The following is an 18,218-nucleotide window of genomic DNA, read 5'->3' on the forward strand; positions in this document are numbered from 1 at the left end:
TGGCGCTGACGGTTCAGCCTTCGAGCGCTTTGATGATGTCGGCTTCGATTTCGGCAGGGGCTGTGCGCGGCGCGTAACGTGCAATGGGTTTGCCGTCACGGCCGATGAGGAATTTTGCGAAATTCCAGCTGATCTCTTCGCCGCGATCTGCGCCCGGTGTTTCGGCCTTCAGATAGGCGTAAATTGGATGGCTACCTGGGCCATTGACCTCGACCTTGGCAAAGAGCGGAAAGGTGACGGCGAAGCGTGTCTCGCAGAAGTGGGCGATCTCCCTCTCGGTACCGGGCTCCTGTGCGCCGAACTGGTTGCAGGGGAAGCCAAGCACGACGAGATCCGGATAGGTGTCGTTTAGTGCCTCCAGACCCTCATATTGCGGTGTCAGACCGCATGCGCTCGCCGTATTGACGATCAGGAGGACCTTGCCGGCATAGTCCTTCAGGCTGCGTTCTTTTCCGTCGATCGTGGTGGCGGTAAAATCGTGGACGGTCATGCGGCGGTCTCCTCGTCGGGGAAGAATTCGATCAAATTGCTTTTGAAGCGCAGCACTGGCTCGCCGTGCTGGTTGATGCCTTCGCTTACGGCTGAATTGAGGATGTAACGGTTTCGACCCTGTACGCTGTGGCTATCGATCGGTGTCATGAAGAAGGTGATCGTATCGCCGGCATAGACCGGCTTCAACCATTGTAGTTCGGAAAAGCCAGGGGAGGGGCCGAGCTTCGGCGGGGCGATGCCTTCGGCTTTCAGGCGGGCAATCTCGCGCCCGATGACACCGATGAAACACTTCATCCAGTTGGCGCATGTGTGCCAGCCCGAGGCGCAGAGCGCCCCGAAAACATAGTGCTTTGCCGCTTCCGCATCAATGTGGAAGGGCTGCGGGTCGAATTGTTCGGCGAAGCGGATGATGTCTTCGGCGGTGAAGGTGACGGAGCCGAGTTCGAGCCTTGTGCCTGCGGGATAGAGATCGAGCATCCTCATGCGGGTATCTCCCCGGTTTCGCGTCGGCGGATCATGATCGAGTTGCGGGCGGAAAGCACGGTTTCACCGCGCTGGTTCACCAGTTCATGGTCGAAGGTCGCGATTCCGAGATGCGGTCTCGAACGCATGGGCCGCACAGCATGGACGGTGGAATGGCCAGACAGCGTATCGCCTGCGAGCACGGGCTTGCGCCATTGCATGACATCAATGCCGGGCGCCCCTTCGGAGGCCGTGGACAGCAGATAGGCGTCAATCATCATGCGCATGAAGATGCTGGATGTGTGCCAGCCGGAGGCGGACAGGCCCCCAAGGATGCTCGCCTTGCCGGCTTCTTCGGAGAGATGCATGGGCTGCGGGTCGAACTCGCGGGCGAAGGCAATGATCTCCTCGGCGGTCACGGTTCGTGGGCCGAGGTCGAAGCGCTGGCCTTCCGTGAAGTCCTCATGGTGAAGTTTGTCGGGTGCTGTCATGTCTTCCTCGCTTTGCGACAGTCTGCGCAGTCTCCCGATATGTTCAAGTGTGAACTTTATCTGAGGCGCATAAAAAAGGCGCCTCGTGGGAGGCGCCTTGTCGCTTGCTTCAGGTGTTGAAGCGGAAGTGGATGACGTCGCCATCGTTGACCACGTATTCCTTGCCTTCATCGCGGCCCTTGCCGGCTTCCTTGGCGCCGACTTCGCCCTTGTAGGCGATGTAGTCGTCATAGGCGATAGTGAAGGCACGGATGAAGCCGCGCTCGAAATCCGTGTGGATGACGCCAGCGGCCTGGGGTGCCTTGGTGCCGCGGACGATGGTCCAGGCGCGGCATTCCTTCGGGCCGACCGTGAAGTACGTAATGAGGTCGAGCAGGTGGTAACCCGCGCGGATCAGGCGGTCGAGGCCGGCTTCATCGAGGCCAAGTGCGGAGAGGAATTCGGTGGCTTCCTCTTCCGGCAGCTGGGCGACTTCGGCTTCGATGGCAGCCGAGATGATCACGCATTCCGCACCCTGTTCCGTTGCCATCTTGGCGACGGCCTCGGTGTGCTTGTTGCCGGTTGCAGCGTCGCCCTCGGCGACGTTGCAGACATAAAGGACCGGATGCGAGGTGAGAAGGTTGAGGCCCTTCAAGACTTCGATCTCGTCGGCGGCCAGCGTCTTCAACAGGATGCGAGCCGGCTTGCCTTCGTTGAGAAGCTTGATGACCGCTTCCATGACGGGAAGCTGGGCCAGCGATTCCTTGTCCTTGGAGGCGGCGCGCTTGCGGGTCTGCTCGACGCGACGTTCCAGGCTTTCAAGGTCGGCGAGCATCAACTCGGTCTCGATCGTGTCGGCATCGCCGACCGGATTGATCTTGCCCTCGACATGCGTGATGTCATCATCTTCGAAGCAGCGCAGCACGTGGACGACGGCATCGACTTCGCGGATGTTGGCGAGGAACTTGTTGCCGAGACCTTCGCCCTTCGATGCGCCGCGCACGAGGCCGGCGATATCGACGAAGGAGATACGGGTCGGGATGATTTCCTTCGAGCCCGCGATGTCCGCGAGCTTCTTCATGCGCGGATCGGGAACGGCAACTTCACCGGTGTTCGGCTCGATCGTGCAGAAGGGATAATTGGCTGCCTGGGCTGCCGCCGTCTTGGTCAGCGCGTTGAAGAGTGTGGACTTGCCGACATTCGGCAGCCCGACGATACCGCATTTGAAGCCCATGGCTCTATATACCTGCTCGGGATGGATTTTCGTTGCCCACGCCTATGAGGTATAGGAGGGGCATGGTCAAGTGTTGTGGGCATTGGAGCCCTCAAGTTGCTGGAGGTTCGATGGCAAGAGATACCGTGCTGACGCCGAAGACGGTAACCAGGCCAAAGGTTGAAAAACCACGGCTCTACAGGGTCATCCTGCACAATGACGACTACACGCCGCGCGACTTCGTGACCATCGTGTTGAAGGTCGTGTTCCGGATGAGCGAGGAGGCAGGCCATCGCGTTATGATGACCGCGCATAAATTCGGCTCGGCTGTGGTTGTCGTCTGCACCCGCGAGATCGCCGAGACCAAGGTCACGGAGGCGATGGACCTGGCCAAGGAGGCGGGCATGCCGCTGTTGTTTACGGCGGAACCGGAGGAGTGAGGGCTTCCCTCCGTTTCGACCCATCTGTGCTGACCTGATGGTCTCAATCAGTGCCCGGAATGCGCGCGATTACCTTGATCTCGAAATCGAAGCCTGCGAGCCAGTTCACGCCGATTGCCGTCCAGTTGGGGTAAGGCGGGGCGGGGAAGATCCCGGCCTTCACTTTCATGATCGTGCCGAATTGCTTTTCCGGGTCGGTGTGGAAACTCGTTACGTCGACCAGGTCTGCGAATGTGCAGCCGGCCGCTTCCAGTGTGGCCTTAAGATTAGCGAAGGCGCGGCGGACCTGGGCTTCGAAGTCCGGTTCAGGCGTGCCATCATCGCGGCTTCCCACTTGGCCCGAGACGAAGAGCAGGTCGCCGGATCGGATCGCGGCGGAATAGCCGTGCTCTTCGTATAGGGCGTGGCGTTTGGCGGGAAAGATGGGGTGCGGGCGGGTCATCGGTTTCCTTTCGGGCATGCGGGATCGTTCCGCCCGGGGTCGGGTCGGTGAAATGCCGCTTGGCTAGGTCCTTTGGATTTCATATACGTTGCGTATGTAGAGTTATTTGCATACGGCTCGTATGTCAAGTTGACATACGGTGTGTATGTGAAATTCGGAGTGTGTTTTGAAGCGCAGTCGTTTGGAAAGCATGGAGGAAAACCGCGCCAAGCTGATTGCGGCTGCGCGAAAGGCCTTTGCAGACAAGGGGTATGCAGCAGCCTCCATGGATGTGCTGACAGCGGAAGCGGGGTTGACGCGGGGGGCTCTCTACCACAACTTCGGCGACAAGCGGGGGCTGTTCGCTGCGGTCGTCGACCAGATCGATACCGAGATGGCCGAACGCGCCAAGGCGCGGGGTGCGGCGGCAGGCGAGGGGTGGAATGCGCTTCTGGCCGAAGGCGCCGCCTATATCGAGATGGCGCTTGATCCGGAAGTGCAGCGGATTGTTCTGCTCGACGGACCGGCGGTGCTCGGTGATCCGTCGCAATGGCCAAGTCAGAATTCCTGCCTCCAGGTCACCCGCGCCGCGATCGAAGGTCTGATGGCGGAAGCTGTGCTCAAGCCGGTCGATGCCGAAGCTGCGGCGCGGCTCATCAGCGGTGCGGCATTGAACGCGGCCATGTGGGTTGCAGCCAGCGATAAACCGGGGGAGGTGCTGCCACGGGCGCAGGTGGCATTCCAGGCGCTCGCAGAGGGGCTGCTCGCCAAGCCATTTAGTTCATCGCCTGCGTGAGACTGTCCTGGCCTTGCGTTGTCCGCGTAGACGGCCTCCCGTCAACGAATTGCATACCTCTGGCGCATACACTGGCATGATGACGCCCGATCTCAACAGTCTGCCGGAGGCCGCGACATGGCACTATGCCGTGGCACTTCTGCTGTCTGCCGCCTTCGGCGTCGTTGCACATGTTGTTCGCGCCGTCTTCAACATCCTGCCGGACCGCCTGTCTGACCGCCCTACGATGGATCTGATCATCAGCGACGGTTACGACTGGAAGGATCGGCTGTTTGGAACGGAGTATAACGAGGCGGGATATTACCGGCTCGACAGCCTGCATAACCTCGGACTGTCCGTCCGTTGGTGTACCTTCAGCGGATTCCTGACCCTTCTCTTAAGTCCCGGCGCGTCAAAGATCGCAGCATACTGCATCGATAGCAGCCTGGCGGCACTCGTCGATCTCTTCTGGTATCGCGTCGAGACCTTCGCGTGGTGGTGAGCCGGGCGTTCCGGCTCAGCCCTTCACACCAAGCGCTTCGGCGCTGATCCAGAACACCGCGTCTTCTTCTTCCGATGTTTCGACCCAGTGGAAATCGAGGTCCGGGAACTCGGCTTCGAGAATGTCGCGGCCGCGGCCGATTTCGCAGAGCATGCCGCCGCCGGGGTTGAGGTGCTTTGGCGCCTCGACGATGAGGGTGCGGACGAGGTCCAGACCGTCTTCGCCGCCGTCATGGGCCATGGCGGGTTCGGCGCGGTATTCGGCCGGGAAGGCGTCCATGGCTTCGTGGTCGACATAGGGCGGGTTGGTGATGATGAGATCGAACTTGCGCCCGGCAAGAGGTGTGAACAGGTCGCCCTGATGCAGGGCAAGCTGGTCTTCAACGCCGTGGGCTTCGCGGTTCTTTGCGGCAACGACCAGCGCATCTTCGGACAAGTCGACGGCATCAACCGTTGCCAGCGGGAAGAAGCGCGTGGCGAGAATGGCGAGGCAACCGGAGCCGGTGCAGATGTCGACGACGCTTTCGACAGCGAAGGGATCGGGCAGGAAACTCGATTCGAAATCGTCGCCATATTCGTTGAACAGGATCTCGCCGATATGCGAGCGCGGCACGATGACGCGTTCGTCGACGAAGAAGCGCATGCCCTGGATATAGGACCGGCCAGTGAGATAGGCGGACGGCTTGCGGGTCGACACGCGCGCCTCGATCCGCTCGGCCAGCAGATGGCGCTCTGTGGCCAAGAGCCTGGCGTCGAGGAAGGGATCCAGCGTGTCGATCGGCAGGTCGAGACTATCGAGCACCAGGAAGGCAGCGTCATCGACGGCGTTCAGCGTGCCATGGCCGTAGCTGAGATTGGCGGCGTTGAAGCGCGAAATCGCGTAGCGCCAGTAGTCGCGCAGGGTGACGAGGTCGGTGGTAATGTCGTGGCTCATGGCATGTCCTGATCGATAATGCGCGTGTTTCATATGCAGTGCCGGGCGAGAGGCCGGCGTGTGCCTCGTCTCAATCGCCCTTGGCGCCGAACATCTTCTTCAGCATTTCGGCCATGGGGCCGGTCTCTGGAAGTTTCTTCGGCTGGGCGAAATTGCGGGCCTGGCGAATATGGGACTGGCCTGCTGGCGCGCCCTTCGGCGCTTTTGCCGGTTTCTCGTCCTCGGTCTTTCCCCCGGTTGCCAGGGCCAGCTTGTTCATCAGCTGGGAATCTTCCCCCCTGACCAGCATGTCGGCATTGTCGGCCAGTGCTTCCAGAAGTGGATCCAGCCATTCGGCATCGAGCTTGCCGAAGTCGCCGAGGACATGGTTGTGCACCTTCGACTTGTCGCCCGGATGGCCGATTCCGAGGCGGAGCCGCCGGTAGTTCAGTCCGCAATGGGCGTCGAGCGACTTGATGCCGTTGTGCCCGCCATGGCCACCGCCGGTCTTGATGCGGGCCTTGCCGGGCATGAGGTCGAGCTCGTCATAGATGGCGACGATCGCCTCGGGGCCGAGCTTGTAGAAGCGCATCGCTTCGCCGACGCTTTCGCCGGACAGATTCATGAAGGTCTGCGGCTTAACCAGCATGACCTTCTCACCGGCAAGCGTGCCTTCGGCGATCTCGGCCTTGAACTTCTTGGCCCAGGGCGAAAATCCATGCCGGCGCTGGATCGCGTCCACGGCCATGAAACCGATGTTGTGTCGGTTCTTTGCGTATTGCTGACCCGGATTTCCGAGACCCGCGAGGATGATCATACCGTTCTTTCCGTGCTCGCCGCCGTTCAGGTCCTTCCACGACCGCGAAACGGTGTCGTTGTCAAGCCGGTTTCAGCGATGCGGCATTGCTCATGGCGTTGGCTTGTCCTGCCCGAAGTCGGTGTAGCGCAGGTCGTGCTCCTGGAAAATGCGGGCCTGCGTGCCATCCGCGATCATGCGATCGAGCGACGCCTGCATCTTGTCTCGGATTTCGTCGGGGAAATCGATGTTGCAGGCAATGGCGAAGGTCTGCTGGGAGAAAACGAACTGTGCCTCCACCGGCTCGCCGCGTTCGACCAGTTCCACATAGTGTTGCTCTGACATAGGCATCAGGTCGATGCGCCCGCTGGTGAGCTTCTTCAGCGTCAGCTTCAGATCGGTTGCGAGGTCAATCTTGGCGAAACCTTCCTTTTCGAGGATGGTCTGCGTGTAATCGTTGCGCTGGGTGCCGACGATGTAGGACTTCGAATCGTCGATGGATTTCACCTTCACACCACTATTCTTCGCCGCGACCATGAAATTCCGGCCGACATCAATGGGTTCGACCCATTTGAACAGCTTGTCGCGTTCGGGAATATGCGCAGCGGTGAAGACGCAATGCATCGGTTCCGACTGGGCGAGGGCTATGGCGCGCGCCCAGGGCATCATCTCGATTGAATAATCGATACCGACATCCTTCATCATCAGCAGCAGCTGAGCATAGCCAGCCCCCTTGATTTCCTCTCCGACGCGAAAATTGTAGGGCGGGTAGTCTTCGGTCGTGAAGAAGATCTTGTCTGCGGCGGTGGCTGGGCCCGCCGCGAGTGCAAGCATGATGGCCAAAACTCTCATGGCAGGGTCCCTTTCACTGTTTAAATCAACCCGCCGACACCTTGCGTGGGTGGGTTCGGTTCTTGCGAGCGGCATCGAGCAAGGCGGAAAGCGGCTGTGGTCGGGCAAAGAGATAGCCCTGACCATAGTCGACGCCGAAGCCTGACAGAATGCTGCGCTGTTCCTCGGTCTCGATGCCCTCGGCCACGACGCTGCATTGCATCTTGTGCGAGATCGCCGTGATCCCTTCGACGAGCATGCGGCTCTTGTGGCGCTGCTCCGGATCGTCTTCGGTCAAGGAGCGGATGAAGGATTGGTCGATCTTGACGATGTCGACCGGGAAACGGTTGAGATAGCTCAGGGACGAATAGCCGGTGCCGAAGTCGTCAAGCGCCAGGCGATAGCCGAAGCGGCTGAATTCGTCGAGGATCAGCCGGATCTGTGGGTTGTCGTGGAGCAGCGTCGCCTCGGTGATTTCGATGACTATGCGATGCGGCGCGATGCCATATTCCCCAATCAGGGCCGCGATGCGAACCGGAAGCGAGCGGTCGAATTGCTGCGGCGAGAAATTGATCGCAAGATAGGTCTGGTCGTCTTCGGTTTCTGCGCTGATGCGTGCGAGATTGGATACTGCGCGCTCCAGAACGCGTCCGCCGAGGCGCCCGATGGCGCCGGTTTCTTCGGCGACTGCGATGATCTCTGCGGGCGGCATGATACCGCGCTCGGGATGCACGAGCCGCATGAGCGCCTCGTAGCCGGTCACCCGCCCTGAGGTCATGTCGATGATCGGCTGGAGATAGGCTTCGAGCCAGTCGTGCTCCAGTGCTTCCTCGATGTCCTGCTCAAGCTCTGCCCGGTGGCGGGTGTGGTCCTGCATGGATGGATCATAGACCACAGCACCATTCTTGCCGTCGCGCTTCTTGCTGTACATGGCCATGTCCGACTTCTGCAGAAGTTCGGCTGCGTTTTGTGCGTGGCGCGGATAGATGGCAATGCCGATGCTGGCGCTCAGGCGTACGGTGGAGCCTTCGATGATCATCGGGTCGGCAAAGAGCGCGCAGAGAGAGGCGGCCACGTCGAGGGCAGAGGCCTCGGCATCATGGGCGCGGAGGAGGATCGCAAATTCATCGCCACCAAGACGGGCCGCCGTCGCGCCCGCGGGGAGGAGTGGCAGCATCTGCTTGACGAAGCGTGCCAGAACGTCATCGCCGGCCTGATGGCCAAGATTATCGTTGATCCATTTGAATCGGTCCAGATCGACGAAGAGGCATGCCAGTTCGTCTCCGGCAGCGTCCGTGCGCAGGATCTGGGCGTCGAGGGAAAGCTCGAAACCCTTGCGGTTCTTCAGACCGGTCAGGTGGTCGGTAATGGCCTGAAGCCGGTTGCGCGCTTCCGACTGCTTGAGTGCCGTGACATCGGTCATGACGCTGAGCGATATGCGCTCGTCCGCCGTCTCCCCGTCTCGGGTCGTCTCTGAAATCAGCACGTCCTTGATGGTGCCGTCGGCGCATACAAACCGGGTCGTTGCCTCCAGGACGCCGGAATCGCTGCGGGTGTTGCGCAGCTCCTGATAGGCCTCCTGGTCATCATCAGGCACGAGTTCGACGAAGCGGCGGCCGACGACTTCCCGGCGATGATAGCCTGTCGCCAGCAGCCAGTAGTCGCTGACGCCGGTGATCCGGTCCTCGTCGTCCAAGGAGAACAGCATGGCCGGTGTCAGATTGTAGACGTCCGTGGTGCGCCGGTGGGCGAGGCGCAGTTCCGCTTCCTCGTTCTCCAGCTTGATCTGCATGGCATTGAAGCTGCGGGCGAGGCGGCCGATTTCATCGTTCGACTGCCAGTCGACGTGATGACGCGAACCGAGGCGGCGCGTGGCTTCAATGGCAGCGGTCAGCTTCAGCAGGGGGCGCATGACCATCAACCGGTGACCAAAGACGGCGGCACAGACGGTTCCGAGGACGGCCAGTGCAAAAATGCCGATCAACATGACTTCCGCCTGCCTCAGCGAGGAGAACATGTCGATGCGGCTATAATACAGGGTAATCTTGCCGACGGGCTTGGGGCCTTCCACGGCCTGGTAGAAAATCTCGCGCGAAAGATTGGCAAGACCATTCTTCGACCACCGCGGCAAGGCTGGTCGCGAGACCTTGATGCCGCCGGACAGATCTTCGACCCTGACGCTGTTGACGCTACTGTTCGACACAATCGTCGCGGTGATCTGCTCGACACTTTCCGTGTCGAAGTCCCAGAGCGGTTTTGCCAAGGCCTGGGCATTCGCCTCGATCAGGACTTCGAGATTCTGCTGGAGTTCGCGAGACGCGCGATCCGTTGCCAGATTGAGGAAGAGGGCGAAGAGCGGTACGACGATGACCGAAAAGGCCAAGGCCACCATGGCAAGGAACCGGCTCTGCACCGATCGCGTCATTGCGCGTCCATTCCGTGCCGTGGCGGTCGGTTGTTCATGTCAGACGGTGTCCCTTGTCGCATGTCGAGGAGGCACGGTCTCAGTAAAGCGTTAAAGCTCACTGAAAGAAGCAGCCTTAAATCCGGTGGTTGCTAATGGAATTCTCCTTAAAATAGAAAACCCGCCCTCCGAAGGGGGCGGGTTGCAGAATAGGCCGATGAACGAAAGGCTCAGCCTTCGGTCGTTTCTTCAGCTACGCCGCCTGCAGGGGCAACGATCGTCGCGATGGTGAAGTCGCGATCGCCGATAACCGGCGAGGTGCCAGCCGGCAGCTTGACGGCTGAGATATGGACGCTGTCGCCGACCTTGAGGCCAGCGAGGTCGACCGTCAGGAATTCCGGAATGTCGGAAGCCGGGCAGTGCAGCTCAACTTCGTGGCGCACGATGTTGAGGACGGCGCCGGTCTTGATCGCGGACTTCTCTTCGTTGATGAAGTGAACCGGAACCTGAACCGAAACCTGGCTGTTTGCCGAGACGCGCAGGAAGTCGATGTGCATCGTGAAATCACGAACGACGTCGAGCTGGTAGTCCTTCGGCAGAACGCGGATCTTTTCGCCATTGATGTCAATGATGGCGACGGTGGTCATGAAACCGCCGGCATGGATGCGCTTGGTGATCTCGTTCGTGTTGATTGAGATCGAAATCGGGGCCTGCTTGTCACCATAGATGACAGCCGGAATCAAACCGTTGCGGCGAAGTTCGCGGGAGGACCCCTTACCAACCCGTTCGCGTGCTACGGCCTTGAGCTCGTAAGTATCGTGGCTCATGGCTTTTCCTTTCAAGTTACTGGAGAGCCCGGGCCACCTGTTTTTGGCATGAACCGGACCGGAAGCCCGAAGGCTTCATCCGCATTGCCTCCAAGGGTGTCTGTGCGGATCGGGCGCCTATAGACCAGATGCTCTGCAATGGCAAGGTTTTCCGCGTTCTTTGGTGGGGTTTGGGCGTGTCTGGTTGCGAGACGCCAGGATTGAACGGTTACCGAGCAGGTAACCATGTCCGGTCAACATTTCGCAACCCGCTAATGCTATTTTGCTCTCTGTCAAAATCCAGGGTTACCGCAATATGCTTTCTGTTCTCAGCTGCATTGCCTTCGAGCATGAGCCCGTTTCTCTGTTCGCAGCTGTCTTGGTCTGCGTGCTCGGCTCGTATCTCACGATGCGGTTGTTTAGTCGTGTGCGCAATACGCGTGGCCTGACGCGCGTCAGCTGGATCTTTCTGACAAGCTTTATCGGCGGCGCATCCATCTGGACGACGCATTTTATTGCGATGATGGGATATCGATCGCCGCTGGGTGCGGGCTATGAGCCGACGGCAACGCTGGTCTCGCTGGTGCTTGCAATCGTCGTCACAGGTGCGGGATTTGCGATCGCGGCCGCCGCTCCACGCAGCTTTCTCGTCGAGGCTGGTGGTGCCGTCATGGGCGCTGGCATTGCAGCGATGCATTATGTTGGCATGTCCGGCTACGAAGTTCAGGGGCATATCGTCTGGGATCAGACTTATGTCGCAGCGTCGCTGGTTGCAGCGGGTGTCTTCGGAGCACTGGCAACGAGCCGGATTGCGCGTTCGATCACGCGCTACTGCCGCTATGGCGGTGCGCTGGCCATGATCCTGGCGATTGCCTCGACCCATTTTATCGGCATGACGGGGGTGACCGTCGTGCCAGACGCCGCTGCGGTGATGCCACAGAATGCGCTTCCTGAAAGCGTCATGACCGTCGTGATCTTGGTGGTCAGCCTGATGATCCTGACGATCGGCTCGATGACTTACGTGATCGACCGGCAGTCGCATCGTTCGGCGGTCGAACGCTATCGGCAGCTGTCATTGCATGACGCGCTCACAGGCTTACCGAACCGCACGGCTTTCATTGAACGCTTGGCGCACCTGATCGATACCCCAGATTCACGGCACGATCGAATCTATGTGCTGGCCTTCGACCTCGACCGCTTCAAGGAAGTGAATGACGTGCATGGTCATGCCGCAGGGGACCATGTTCTGCGCGTGGTTGCAGAGCGACTGGGAAAGCGTATGCACCCAAATGAGTATGTGGCGCGCATCGGCGGAGACGAGTTTACGGCGGTGTCTCCCATTATGTTTACAGACGGTCAGGCCGAACTTTTGGCGCGGCGGATCGTCGAGGATCTCTCTGTGCCGATCCAGTGGGAGGAGCAGACCCTGTCGATTGGTACCAGCATCGGGATTTCAGTCTATCCCGACAATGCGTCCACCATTGACGAGCTGCTGGCCCAGGCGGACACGGCGATGTACCGGGCCAAGGCTCTCGGATCGAACAATATCTGCTTTTTCGACGAATCCATGGATCATGCGGCGCGAGAGCGCAGCGCGCTGGCGCTTGACATGCGGCTCGGCTTCAAGCGCAACGAGTTCGAACTTTATTTTCAGAAGCAGAATGACACGCATACCGGAGAGGTTGTCGGTCTCGAAGTGTTGCTGCGCTGGCGACATCCTGTCCGGGGACTCGTTTCGCCATCCGATTTCATCCCGATCGCGGAGCGCAGCGGCCTTATCATGGAGCTGGGTGATTGGGTGTTGCACCAGGCCTGCATTGAGGCGGCAACCTGGAAGAACCCTTTGAGGATCGCCGTCAACGTCGCGCCCAAGCAACTCGCCGCTTCGAGTTTTCCGGTGCGCGTGCGCAATATCCTTGCTGAAACAGGGCTGGCGCCGGAGCGCCTGGAGCTCGAAATTACGGAATCGGGGATCATCGACGACCAGCAGCATGCCCTGTCGATCATCCGCCAGCTGAAGGCGATCGGTGTGAAGATTGCCATGGACGATTATGGCACTGGGTATTCCTCGCTGTCGACCCTGCAGCTCTTCCCGTTTGACAAGATCAAGATCGATCGGGGCTTCATCGATGGCGTCACCGAAAACAGGCAGTCGGCCGCGATCGTCCGTTCGACGCTCATTCTGGCGCAGAGCCTCGACATTCCCGTACTCGCCGAGGGTGTCGAGAACCTCGACCATCTGCGTTTCCTGCAGGAAGAGGGCTGCGATCAGGTTCAGGGCTATTTCTATGGCAAGCCGCTGCCTGTTGGTCTCCTTCAGGATATCGTGAACCCGGCCGATCGGTTGGAGTCTGATCGTGCACTTGACGACCAGACTGACGCATCGTCGGACGGAAACCCGATTGCTGCCTGACTGGACGCGAAAGACTTTGGATATGTCGCATATGTGCGACAGGTTCTCCCCGTGAAATCTGTTAGTTCTTGCTTCCAACGACGCCTGTTGCAAGATCGCAGTGAAAGGTCATACTCACCATTGCGCTTTGGGAGGAGCCGATGCGGCAGGAACTGAGCCATACCGAGCGCGTCTACTCCACGACGCAAAACAAGGCCGCCGCGGTCACGTCGCCGGTTGCTGCATCGTGGAGCCGTTGCGTCAATCTCTACAATTTGCAGCCGGAGGAAGCGCGGAAACCTTATCAGGTGGATGAGGCCGTCTTTCGCGAAGCCCGTGAGCGAATGGAGCGGCTGATCGGCAGTTCCGCCGAAGAGGTCGACCGGCTCTATCAAACCATCGGTCGCTCGGGCTGCTGCATCGTATTGGCCGATACAGACGGCATTGTTGTCGACCGACGTGGCGCAGCCGGCGATGACGTCGAATTTCGCGCATTGGGTCTGTGGCAGCAGAATGTGTGGAGCGAAGCAAGTGTCGGGACAAACGGCATCGGCACGGCACTGGCCGACGAACGCTCCGTCGTCATTCATCGCGACCAACATTTCATGAGTGCCAATATTGGGCTCTCCTGCGTAACGGCGCCGATCCGGGACCATCTCGGCCAAGTCGCCGCCGCACTCGACGTCTCGACCTGCCGAAACGATGTTTCGGAGATGACGCTCGCCATCCTTTCCCAAGCAGTGCGGGATGCGGCCATGCGCGTCGAAAGCAATCTCTTCCGCCAGGCGTTCAACGGCGCGCGTATTGTCGTTGTGCCGCAGGCCAATTCGATGTCGGCCCTTATTGCGGTGGATAGCGACGATCTCATACTGGGTGCAACGCGGGCAGCCCGGCAGGCGCTCAAGCTTGATGACGGCACGATCGCCCAAGGTGTGCCGGCCGCCGATGTGCTGCGTGAGACGCGGGGTAGCGTGATCAGCGATCTGGAGGATGCCGAACGGGCAGCCCTTCGCCGCGCCTTGTCGCGCGCGCAGGGCAATGTCTCTCTCGCTGCACAGACACTGGGCATCAGCCGCGCGACACTGCATCGGAAGATCAAGCGTCTGAACCTTCAATGACGCTCGTCGCTGTGTCGCAGGCCTGACACAGAGTGCGGCGCAGCATGATTTTGCTGCACTTCTATCGCGGAGTTTTCACGGCAATCATTGTCCCATCGAACCCGAGGAGGGGTTCAGCAACGGGAGGATGACAGCATGAATATCCAGGTGCAGACTATCGCGGCGTCGCCGTTCAAGCTGAAATACGGCAACTTCATCGGCGGCGAATTCCGCGAGCCGGTCAATGGTCGGTACTTCGAAAACACGACGCCGGTTACCGGGGGCAAGCTCTGCGAAGTGGCCCGCTCCGATGAACATGACATCAATCTGGCGCTTGATGCGGCCCATGCGGCCAAGGATAAATGGGGGCGGACGTCCTCGACCGACCGCTCCAACATCCTGATGAAGATTGCCCAGCGGATGGAGGACAATCTCGAGCTTTTGGCCAAGGCCGAGACCTGGGACAATGGCAAGCCATTGCGCGAGACCATGGCCGCCGATATTCCGCTTGCGATCGATCACTTCCGCTATTTCGCCTCCTGCATCCGCGCCCAGGAAGGGACAATCGGCGAAGTCGATCATGATACGATCGCCTATCACTTCCATGAGCCGCTTGGCGTCGTCGGCCAGATTATTCCGTGGAACTTCCCGATCCTGATGGCGGCCTGGAAAATGGCCCCGGCACTGGCGGCCGGAAACTGCGTCGTCTTGAAGCCTGCGGAACAGACACCGGCCTCGATCCTGGTGCTGGCCGAACTGATCGCCGATCTCCTGCCGCCGGGCGTGCTGAACATCGTCAACGGCTTTGGCCTGGAAGCCGGCAAGCCGCTCGCGACCAGCCCGCGGATCGCCAAGATCGCCTTTACCGGCGAAACCTCGACCGGCCGTCTAATCATGCAGTATGCCAGCCAGAACCTCATTCCGGTGACGCTGGAACTGGGCGGCAAGTCGCCCAACATCTTCTTCGAGGACGTCATGCGCGAGGATGATGACTATCTCGACAAGGCGCTTGAGGGCTTCGCAATGTTTGCCCTCAACCAGGGGGAGGTCTGCACCTGCCCGAGCCGCGCGCTGGTGCATGAGAAGATCTATGATCGCTTTATGGAAAAAGCACTGAAGCGCGTCGCTGCGATCAAGCAGGGCGATCCGCTCGACATGTCGACGATGATCGGCGCGCAGGCCTCGTCGGAGCAGCTGGAAAAGATCCTGTCCTATATGGATATCGGCCGGCAGGAAGGCGCCGAGGTTCTGATCGGCGGTGAGCGCAACACCCTGGCGGGCGATCTGGCTGGGGGCTATTACGTCAAGCCAACGGTGTTCAAGGGCCACAACAAGATGCGGATCTTCCAGGAGGAGATCTTCGGGCCGGTTGTCTCCGTCACGACCTTCAAGGACGATGCCGAGGCGCTGGAAATCGCCAATGACACGCTCTATGGCCTCGGGTCCGGTGTGTGGAGCCGCGATGCCAACCGTTGCTATAACTTCGGCCGGAACATCCAGGCGGGCCGCGTCTGGACCAATTGCTACCATGCCTATCCTGCCCATGCCGCCTTCGGTGGCTACAAGCAGTCGGGTATCGGTCGCGAGACCCACAAGATGATGCTCGACCACTATCAGCAGACCAAGAACATGCTGGTGAGCTATAGCCCGAAAGCTTTGGGGTTCTTCTGAGGCTTCATACCTCCCCTTGAGGGGGAGGTCGCAGCGAAGCTGCGGGTGGGGGTGATGGTCCTGCCAAATAAAGGATCACCCCACCCCGGCACTGCGTGCCGCCCCTCCCTCGCAAGGGGAGGGTGCCTCCTTGTTATACGCTCAGAAGGAGCCGCCGTGACCATCAACCCAAATCCAGGCGAACCCCGGGTGATCGCGACCGATGCCGCACTCGCCTTCCTCGCCGAGATCCGGAAGGACCATCCCGACATCCTCTTTCACCAATCCGGCGGATGCTGCGACGGGTCCTCGCCGATGTGTTATCCGGCCAGCGATTACCGCGTCGGGGAGACCGATGTGCAGCTAGGCGAGATTGGCGGCGTGCCTTTTTACATCAGCGGTAGCCAGTATGATGTGTGGAAGCATACGCAATTGATCATTGACGTCGTGCCGGCGCGCGGGGGCATGTTCTCGCTCGACAATGGCCGGGAACGCCGGTTCCTGACGCGCTCCCGGCTGTTTTCGGGTGGCGAGGCCTGTCCGCTGCCGCCGCGATAGTCCGGGCCCCACCTCCTGTGCTTCAGCAGAGGCCGAAGTCGACGCAGGTGGCGTCGATCAGGGAGAGCTTTTCCGCCTGATAGAGGTCGTATTCATCCCTGAATTCCTTCGAGATCCACATCGTGGATCGGCCGCGCTTGCCAAGCCAGCCGACGCTGCCGAGATCTTCGGCTTCACGCAGCTTGCGGGTCAGATGCGTGCGGGACACACGGAAGCGTTCGGCCAGTTGGGGCACGGAGCGCACCTGCGTCAGGAAGCGTGTGGCCGTGTCGTCCGTCGACTGGATGCTGGTCATCAACCAGTCCATGACAACGCCACCGCTGTTGAGCCAGGTGAAGAGCGCGTAACGCGGCGGTGGAGACCTGACAATCGGCGAGGCCAGCACGCGTTCGGTTATGGCGGGGTGCAAGCGATGGACGAGGGCGTCGTCTTGTTCGAGAGCTTCCGTCCGTCGTCCGCCGTCAAAATTGTCTAGGCTATGCAGGTGGACCCAGACCCATTGGCGCAGCGCGGCGACGGCATGGGGTGCGGGGATCACCGGACGATGACGGCGATCATCGGCCGTCGACTGGACGGCGATCCCATAGGCGAGCATTTCCTTGATGAAGGCGTCGGCAGTGTTGACACTGGAGATTTCGAGGCGTCGGACCTGTTCGAGGAAACGGGCCATGACGATGACCGGTTCCGTCGCCCCGCTGGCAGCATCGAGAAAATACTGTGCCATCCCGACATGGGCGAGCATCCAGCGTTGATGTGTCCCGAATATTGAAGCGAGTTTGGGCGCTTTCTGATGAATATCGAGAAACGCAAGCGTTTGGTCCATGAGTACTTCATGGAACCTTGGGTGTTGTAGCAGAGCGTCGACAGTCAATGCCATGGCGTCTATCTGGACCGGAGGTGAAGCAGATGAACATCTGCCTCGTCAGAAGTACAAGCCATAGGAAATAAAGCCGCTTTACGCAAGGGTAAGCGGCTTACGTTGGTAAAGTGCCTGATGTTGGGAGAGGCTCAGTCGAACAGACTGGAGACCGACTCTTCGAGGCTGGTGCGGTTGATTGCTTCGCCGAGAAGCGTCGCTGTCGAAAGAACGCGAATGTTGTGAGCCGACTGAACAGCCGTCGTGGGCTGGATGGAGTCTGTGATCACAAGTTCGCGAAGTTTCGAAGAGGCAACGCGGGTGACGGCGCCGCCCGACAGTACGCCGTGGGTGATGTAGGCCGTCACGCTGGTAGCGCCGTTCTTCAGAAGCGCTTCTGCGGCGTTGCACAAGGTGCCGCCGGAATCGACAATGTCGTCGATCAGGATGCAGTCCTTGCCCGTCACATCACCAATCACGTTCATGACCTCGGATTCACCCGGCCGATCACGGCGCTTGTCAACGATCGCCAGAAGACAGTCGAGACGCTTGGCCACAGATCGGGCACGGACCACGCCGCCGACGTCCGGAGACACAACCATGACATTGTTGGTGTCGTAGTGTTCCTTGATGTCCCGGGCGAGAAGCGGCACCGCATACAGATTGTCGGTCGGTATGTCGAAGAAGCCCTGGATTTGTCCGGCATGCAGATCGAGTGTGAGAACTCGGTCGGCGCCAGCTTCGGTGATCAGGTTGGCGACGAGCTTGGCCGAAATCGGCGTGCGTGGACCAGGTTTGCGATCCTGACGCGCGTAACCGAAATAGGGCAGGACGGCGGTGATGCGGCGTGCCGAGGAACGACGGAAGGCGTCGATCATGATCAACAATTCCATCAGATGGTCGTTCGTCGGGAACGACGTCGACTGGACCACGAAGACGTCTTCGCCGCGGACGTTTTCCTGGATTTCGACGAAGATTTCCTGGTCTGCGAAGCGGCGGACGCTGGCCTTGCCGAGTGGTACTTTGAGATAGGAGCAGATCGTTTCGGCAAGTTGCCGGTTCGAATTACCTGCGAAAACCTTCATCTTGGCCCGCCTGTTACCATGCTGAGATGGGCGCTTTTTAGCGACGTTCCCCCTGA

At 60.0% G+C, this 18,218-nt stretch carries 19 protein-coding genes; 7 read left to right on the forward strand and 12 right to left on the reverse strand.

What is annotated here, in order from left to right; genetic code table 11:
- Nucleotides 1-13 precede the first annotated feature (13 nt).
- The 4 genes from ACSV9I_RS00275 to ychF all read right to left on the reverse strand — a co-directional run bounded on the left by ACSV9I_RS00275 (nucleotide 14) and on the right by ychF (nucleotide 2,658).
- Entirely contained in the window at nucleotides 14-490 is a 477-nt protein-coding gene (locus ACSV9I_RS00275) for a glutathione peroxidase (RefSeq protein ID WP_438326496.1), read from the reverse strand.
- Nucleotides 487-975, reverse strand: coding sequence for a MaoC/PaaZ C-terminal domain-containing protein (locus tag ACSV9I_RS00280; protein ID WP_438326497.1), 489 nt, complete (start codon nucleotides 973-975; stop codon nucleotides 487-489). Before ACSV9I_RS00280 ends, ACSV9I_RS00275 begins: the two co-directional genes overlap by 4 nt.
- On the reverse strand, nucleotides 972-1,445 hold the full coding sequence (locus tag ACSV9I_RS00285) for a MaoC family dehydratase (RefSeq protein WP_438326498.1): 474 nt from the start codon (nucleotides 1,443-1,445) through the stop codon (nucleotides 972-974). The genes ACSV9I_RS00280 and ACSV9I_RS00285 overlap by 4 nt, the downstream gene beginning before the upstream one ends.
- Before the next feature lie 109 nt (nucleotides 1,446-1,554).
- The gene (ychF, locus tag ACSV9I_RS00290; protein ID WP_054157736.1) at nucleotides 1,555-2,658 is read right to left on the reverse strand and encodes a redox-regulated ATPase YchF; all 1,104 of its coding nucleotides are present in this window, start codon (nucleotides 2,656-2,658) and stop codon (nucleotides 1,555-1,557) included.
- 110 nt (nucleotides 2,659-2,768) lie between these two features.
- Between ychF and clpS the strand changes: the two genes are divergently transcribed.
- Nucleotides 2,769-3,077 carry an ATP-dependent Clp protease adapter ClpS gene (gene clpS, locus ACSV9I_RS00295; protein WP_438326499.1) on the forward strand — a complete coding sequence of 103 codons (309 nt, stop codon included), beginning with the start codon at nucleotides 2,769-2,771 and terminating at the stop codon, nucleotides 3,075-3,077.
- A gap of 43 nt (nucleotides 3,078-3,120) precedes the next feature.
- Here clpS and ACSV9I_RS00300 read toward each other — a convergent pair whose 3' ends face one another.
- Nucleotides 3,121-3,519: a RidA family protein gene (locus ACSV9I_RS00300; RefSeq protein WP_438326500.1), complete on the reverse strand. Its 399-nt coding sequence runs from the start codon at nucleotides 3,517-3,519 to the stop codon at nucleotides 3,121-3,123.
- Between the two features lie 190 nt (nucleotides 3,520-3,709).
- Here ACSV9I_RS00300 and ACSV9I_RS00305 point away from each other — a divergent pair, with 190 nt between their 5' ends.
- Nucleotides 3,710-4,294, forward strand: coding sequence for a TetR/AcrR family transcriptional regulator (locus tag ACSV9I_RS00305; protein WP_438327636.1), 585 nt, complete (start codon nucleotides 3,710-3,712; stop codon nucleotides 4,292-4,294).
- Between the two features lie 76 nt (nucleotides 4,295-4,370).
- Complete coding sequence (locus ACSV9I_RS00310; RefSeq protein ID WP_438326501.1) at nucleotides 4,371-4,775, forward strand: hypothetical protein; 405 nt, start codon at nucleotides 4,371-4,373, stop codon at nucleotides 4,773-4,775.
- A 15-nt stretch (nucleotides 4,776-4,790) separates the two neighbouring features.
- Here the strand turns inward: ACSV9I_RS00310 and prmB are convergent, their stop codons facing one another.
- The 5 genes from prmB to ACSV9I_RS00335 form a co-directional block, all read right to left on the reverse strand.
- Nucleotides 4,791-5,708 carry a 50S ribosomal protein L3 N(5)-glutamine methyltransferase gene (prmB, locus tag ACSV9I_RS00315; protein ID WP_438326502.1) on the reverse strand — a complete coding sequence of 306 codons (918 nt, stop codon included), beginning with the start codon at nucleotides 5,706-5,708 and terminating at the stop codon, nucleotides 4,791-4,793.
- 70 nt (nucleotides 5,709-5,778) lie between these two features.
- Nucleotides 5,779-6,504 (reverse strand): aminoacyl-tRNA hydrolase, encoded by a 726-nt coding sequence (pth, locus tag ACSV9I_RS00320; protein ID WP_438326503.1) that lies wholly within the window; start codon nucleotides 6,502-6,504, stop codon nucleotides 5,779-5,781.
- A 90-nt stretch (nucleotides 6,505-6,594) separates the two neighbouring features.
- Nucleotides 6,595-7,335 (reverse strand): substrate-binding periplasmic protein, encoded by a 741-nt coding sequence (locus tag ACSV9I_RS00325; RefSeq protein WP_054157728.1) that lies wholly within the window; start codon nucleotides 7,333-7,335, stop codon nucleotides 6,595-6,597.
- 25 nt (nucleotides 7,336-7,360) lie between these two features.
- Nucleotides 7,361-9,739, reverse strand: a complete 2,379-nt coding sequence (locus tag ACSV9I_RS00330; protein WP_438326504.1) for an EAL domain-containing protein — start codon at nucleotides 9,737-9,739, stop codon at nucleotides 7,361-7,363.
- A gap of 209 nt (nucleotides 9,740-9,948) precedes the next feature.
- On the reverse strand, nucleotides 9,949-10,545 hold the full coding sequence (locus tag ACSV9I_RS00335) for a 50S ribosomal protein L25/general stress protein Ctc (protein WP_054157726.1): 597 nt from the start codon (nucleotides 10,543-10,545) through the stop codon (nucleotides 9,949-9,951).
- A 295-nt stretch (nucleotides 10,546-10,840) separates the two neighbouring features.
- On the opposite strand from ACSV9I_RS00335, the gene ACSV9I_RS00340 reads away from it, so the two are divergent.
- The 4 genes from ACSV9I_RS00340 to ACSV9I_RS00355 all read left to right on the forward strand — a co-directional run bounded on the left by ACSV9I_RS00340 (nucleotide 10,841) and on the right by ACSV9I_RS00355 (nucleotide 16,221).
- Entirely contained in the window at nucleotides 10,841-12,937 is a 2,097-nt protein-coding gene (locus tag ACSV9I_RS00340) for a putative bifunctional diguanylate cyclase/phosphodiesterase (protein WP_438326505.1), read from the forward strand.
- Between the two features lie 140 nt (nucleotides 12,938-13,077).
- Entirely contained in the window at nucleotides 13,078-14,034 is a 957-nt protein-coding gene (locus ACSV9I_RS00345; protein WP_438326506.1) for a GAF domain-containing protein, read from the forward strand.
- Between the two features lie 135 nt (nucleotides 14,035-14,169).
- Nucleotides 14,170-15,684, forward strand: a complete 1,515-nt coding sequence (gene adh, locus ACSV9I_RS00350; protein WP_438326507.1) for an aldehyde dehydrogenase — start codon at nucleotides 14,170-14,172, stop codon at nucleotides 15,682-15,684.
- 162 nt (nucleotides 15,685-15,846) lie between these two features.
- Nucleotides 15,847-16,221 carry a DUF779 domain-containing protein gene (locus ACSV9I_RS00355; protein ID WP_438327637.1) on the forward strand — a complete coding sequence of 125 codons (375 nt, stop codon included), beginning with the start codon at nucleotides 15,847-15,849 and terminating at the stop codon, nucleotides 16,219-16,221.
- A 22-nt stretch (nucleotides 16,222-16,243) separates the two neighbouring features.
- On the opposite strand, the gene ACSV9I_RS00360 is transcribed toward ACSV9I_RS00355, so the two are convergent.
- Together ACSV9I_RS00360 and ACSV9I_RS00365 are read right to left on the reverse strand one after the other, a co-directional pair.
- Entirely contained in the window at nucleotides 16,244-17,044 is an 801-nt protein-coding gene (locus tag ACSV9I_RS00360; RefSeq protein WP_245281422.1) for a hypothetical protein, read from the reverse strand.
- A gap of 185 nt (nucleotides 17,045-17,229) precedes the next feature.
- Nucleotides 17,230-18,162, reverse strand: a complete 933-nt coding sequence (locus ACSV9I_RS00365; protein ID WP_054157720.1) for a ribose-phosphate pyrophosphokinase — start codon at nucleotides 18,160-18,162, stop codon at nucleotides 17,230-17,232.
- Between the last annotated feature and the right edge of the window lie 56 nt (nucleotides 18,163-18,218).

The sequence above is a fragment of the Rhizobium sp. G187 genome (assembly GCF_051549525.1).
GTDB lineage: Bacteria > Pseudomonadota > Alphaproteobacteria > Rhizobiales > Rhizobiaceae > Allorhizobium.

Coding starts and splice junctions, on each gene's coding strand:
- prmB (WP_438326502.1), bottom strand. CDS start 5,708: ATGAGCCACGACATTACCACCGACCTCGTCACCCTGCGCGACTACTGG.
- ACSV9I_RS00275 (WP_438326496.1), bottom strand. CDS start 490: ATGACCGTCCACGATTTTACCGCCACCACGATCGACGGAAAAGAACGC.
- ACSV9I_RS00285 (WP_438326498.1), bottom strand. CDS start 1,445: ATGACAGCACCCGACAAACTTCACCATGAGGACTTCACGGAAGGCCAG.
- ACSV9I_RS00340 (WP_438326505.1), top strand. CDS start 10,841: ATGCTTTCTGTTCTCAGCTGCATTGCCTTCGAGCATGAGCCCGTTTCT.
- ACSV9I_RS00345 (WP_438326506.1), top strand. CDS start 13,078: ATGCGGCAGGAACTGAGCCATACCGAGCGCGTCTACTCCACGACGCAA.
- ACSV9I_RS00310 (WP_438326501.1), top strand. CDS start 4,371: ATGATGACGCCCGATCTCAACAGTCTGCCGGAGGCCGCGACATGGCAC.
- ACSV9I_RS00300 (WP_438326500.1), bottom strand. CDS start 3,519: ATGACCCGCCCGCACCCCATCTTTCCCGCCAAACGCCACGCCCTATAC.
- ACSV9I_RS00325 (WP_054157728.1), bottom strand. CDS start 7,335: ATGAGAGTTTTGGCCATCATGCTTGCACTCGCGGCGGGCCCAGCCACC.
- adh (WP_438326507.1), top strand. CDS start 14,170: ATGAATATCCAGGTGCAGACTATCGCGGCGTCGCCGTTCAAGCTGAAA.
- ychF (WP_054157736.1), bottom strand. CDS start 2,658: ATGGGCTTCAAATGCGGTATCGTCGGGCTGCCGAATGTCGGCAAGTCC.
- ACSV9I_RS00305 (WP_438327636.1), top strand. CDS start 3,710: ATGGAGGAAAACCGCGCCAAGCTGATTGCGGCTGCGCGAAAGGCCTTT.
- ACSV9I_RS00360 (WP_245281422.1), bottom strand. CDS start 17,044: ATGGACCAAACGCTTGCGTTTCTCGATATTCATCAGAAAGCGCCCAAA.
- clpS (WP_438326499.1), top strand. CDS start 2,769: ATGGCAAGAGATACCGTGCTGACGCCGAAGACGGTAACCAGGCCAAAG.
- pth (WP_438326503.1), bottom strand. CDS start 6,504: ATGATCATCCTCGCGGGTCTCGGAAATCCGGGTCAGCAATACGCAAAG.
- ACSV9I_RS00330 (WP_438326504.1), bottom strand. CDS start 9,739: ATGACGCGATCGGTGCAGAGCCGGTTCCTTGCCATGGTGGCCTTGGCC.
- ACSV9I_RS00335 (WP_054157726.1), bottom strand. CDS start 10,545: ATGAGCCACGATACTTACGAGCTCAAGGCCGTAGCACGCGAACGGGTT.
- ACSV9I_RS00280 (WP_438326497.1), bottom strand. CDS start 975: ATGAGGATGCTCGATCTCTATCCCGCAGGCACAAGGCTCGAACTCGGC.
- ACSV9I_RS00365 (WP_054157720.1), bottom strand. CDS start 18,162: ATGAAGGTTTTCGCAGGTAATTCGAACCGGCAACTTGCCGAAACGATC.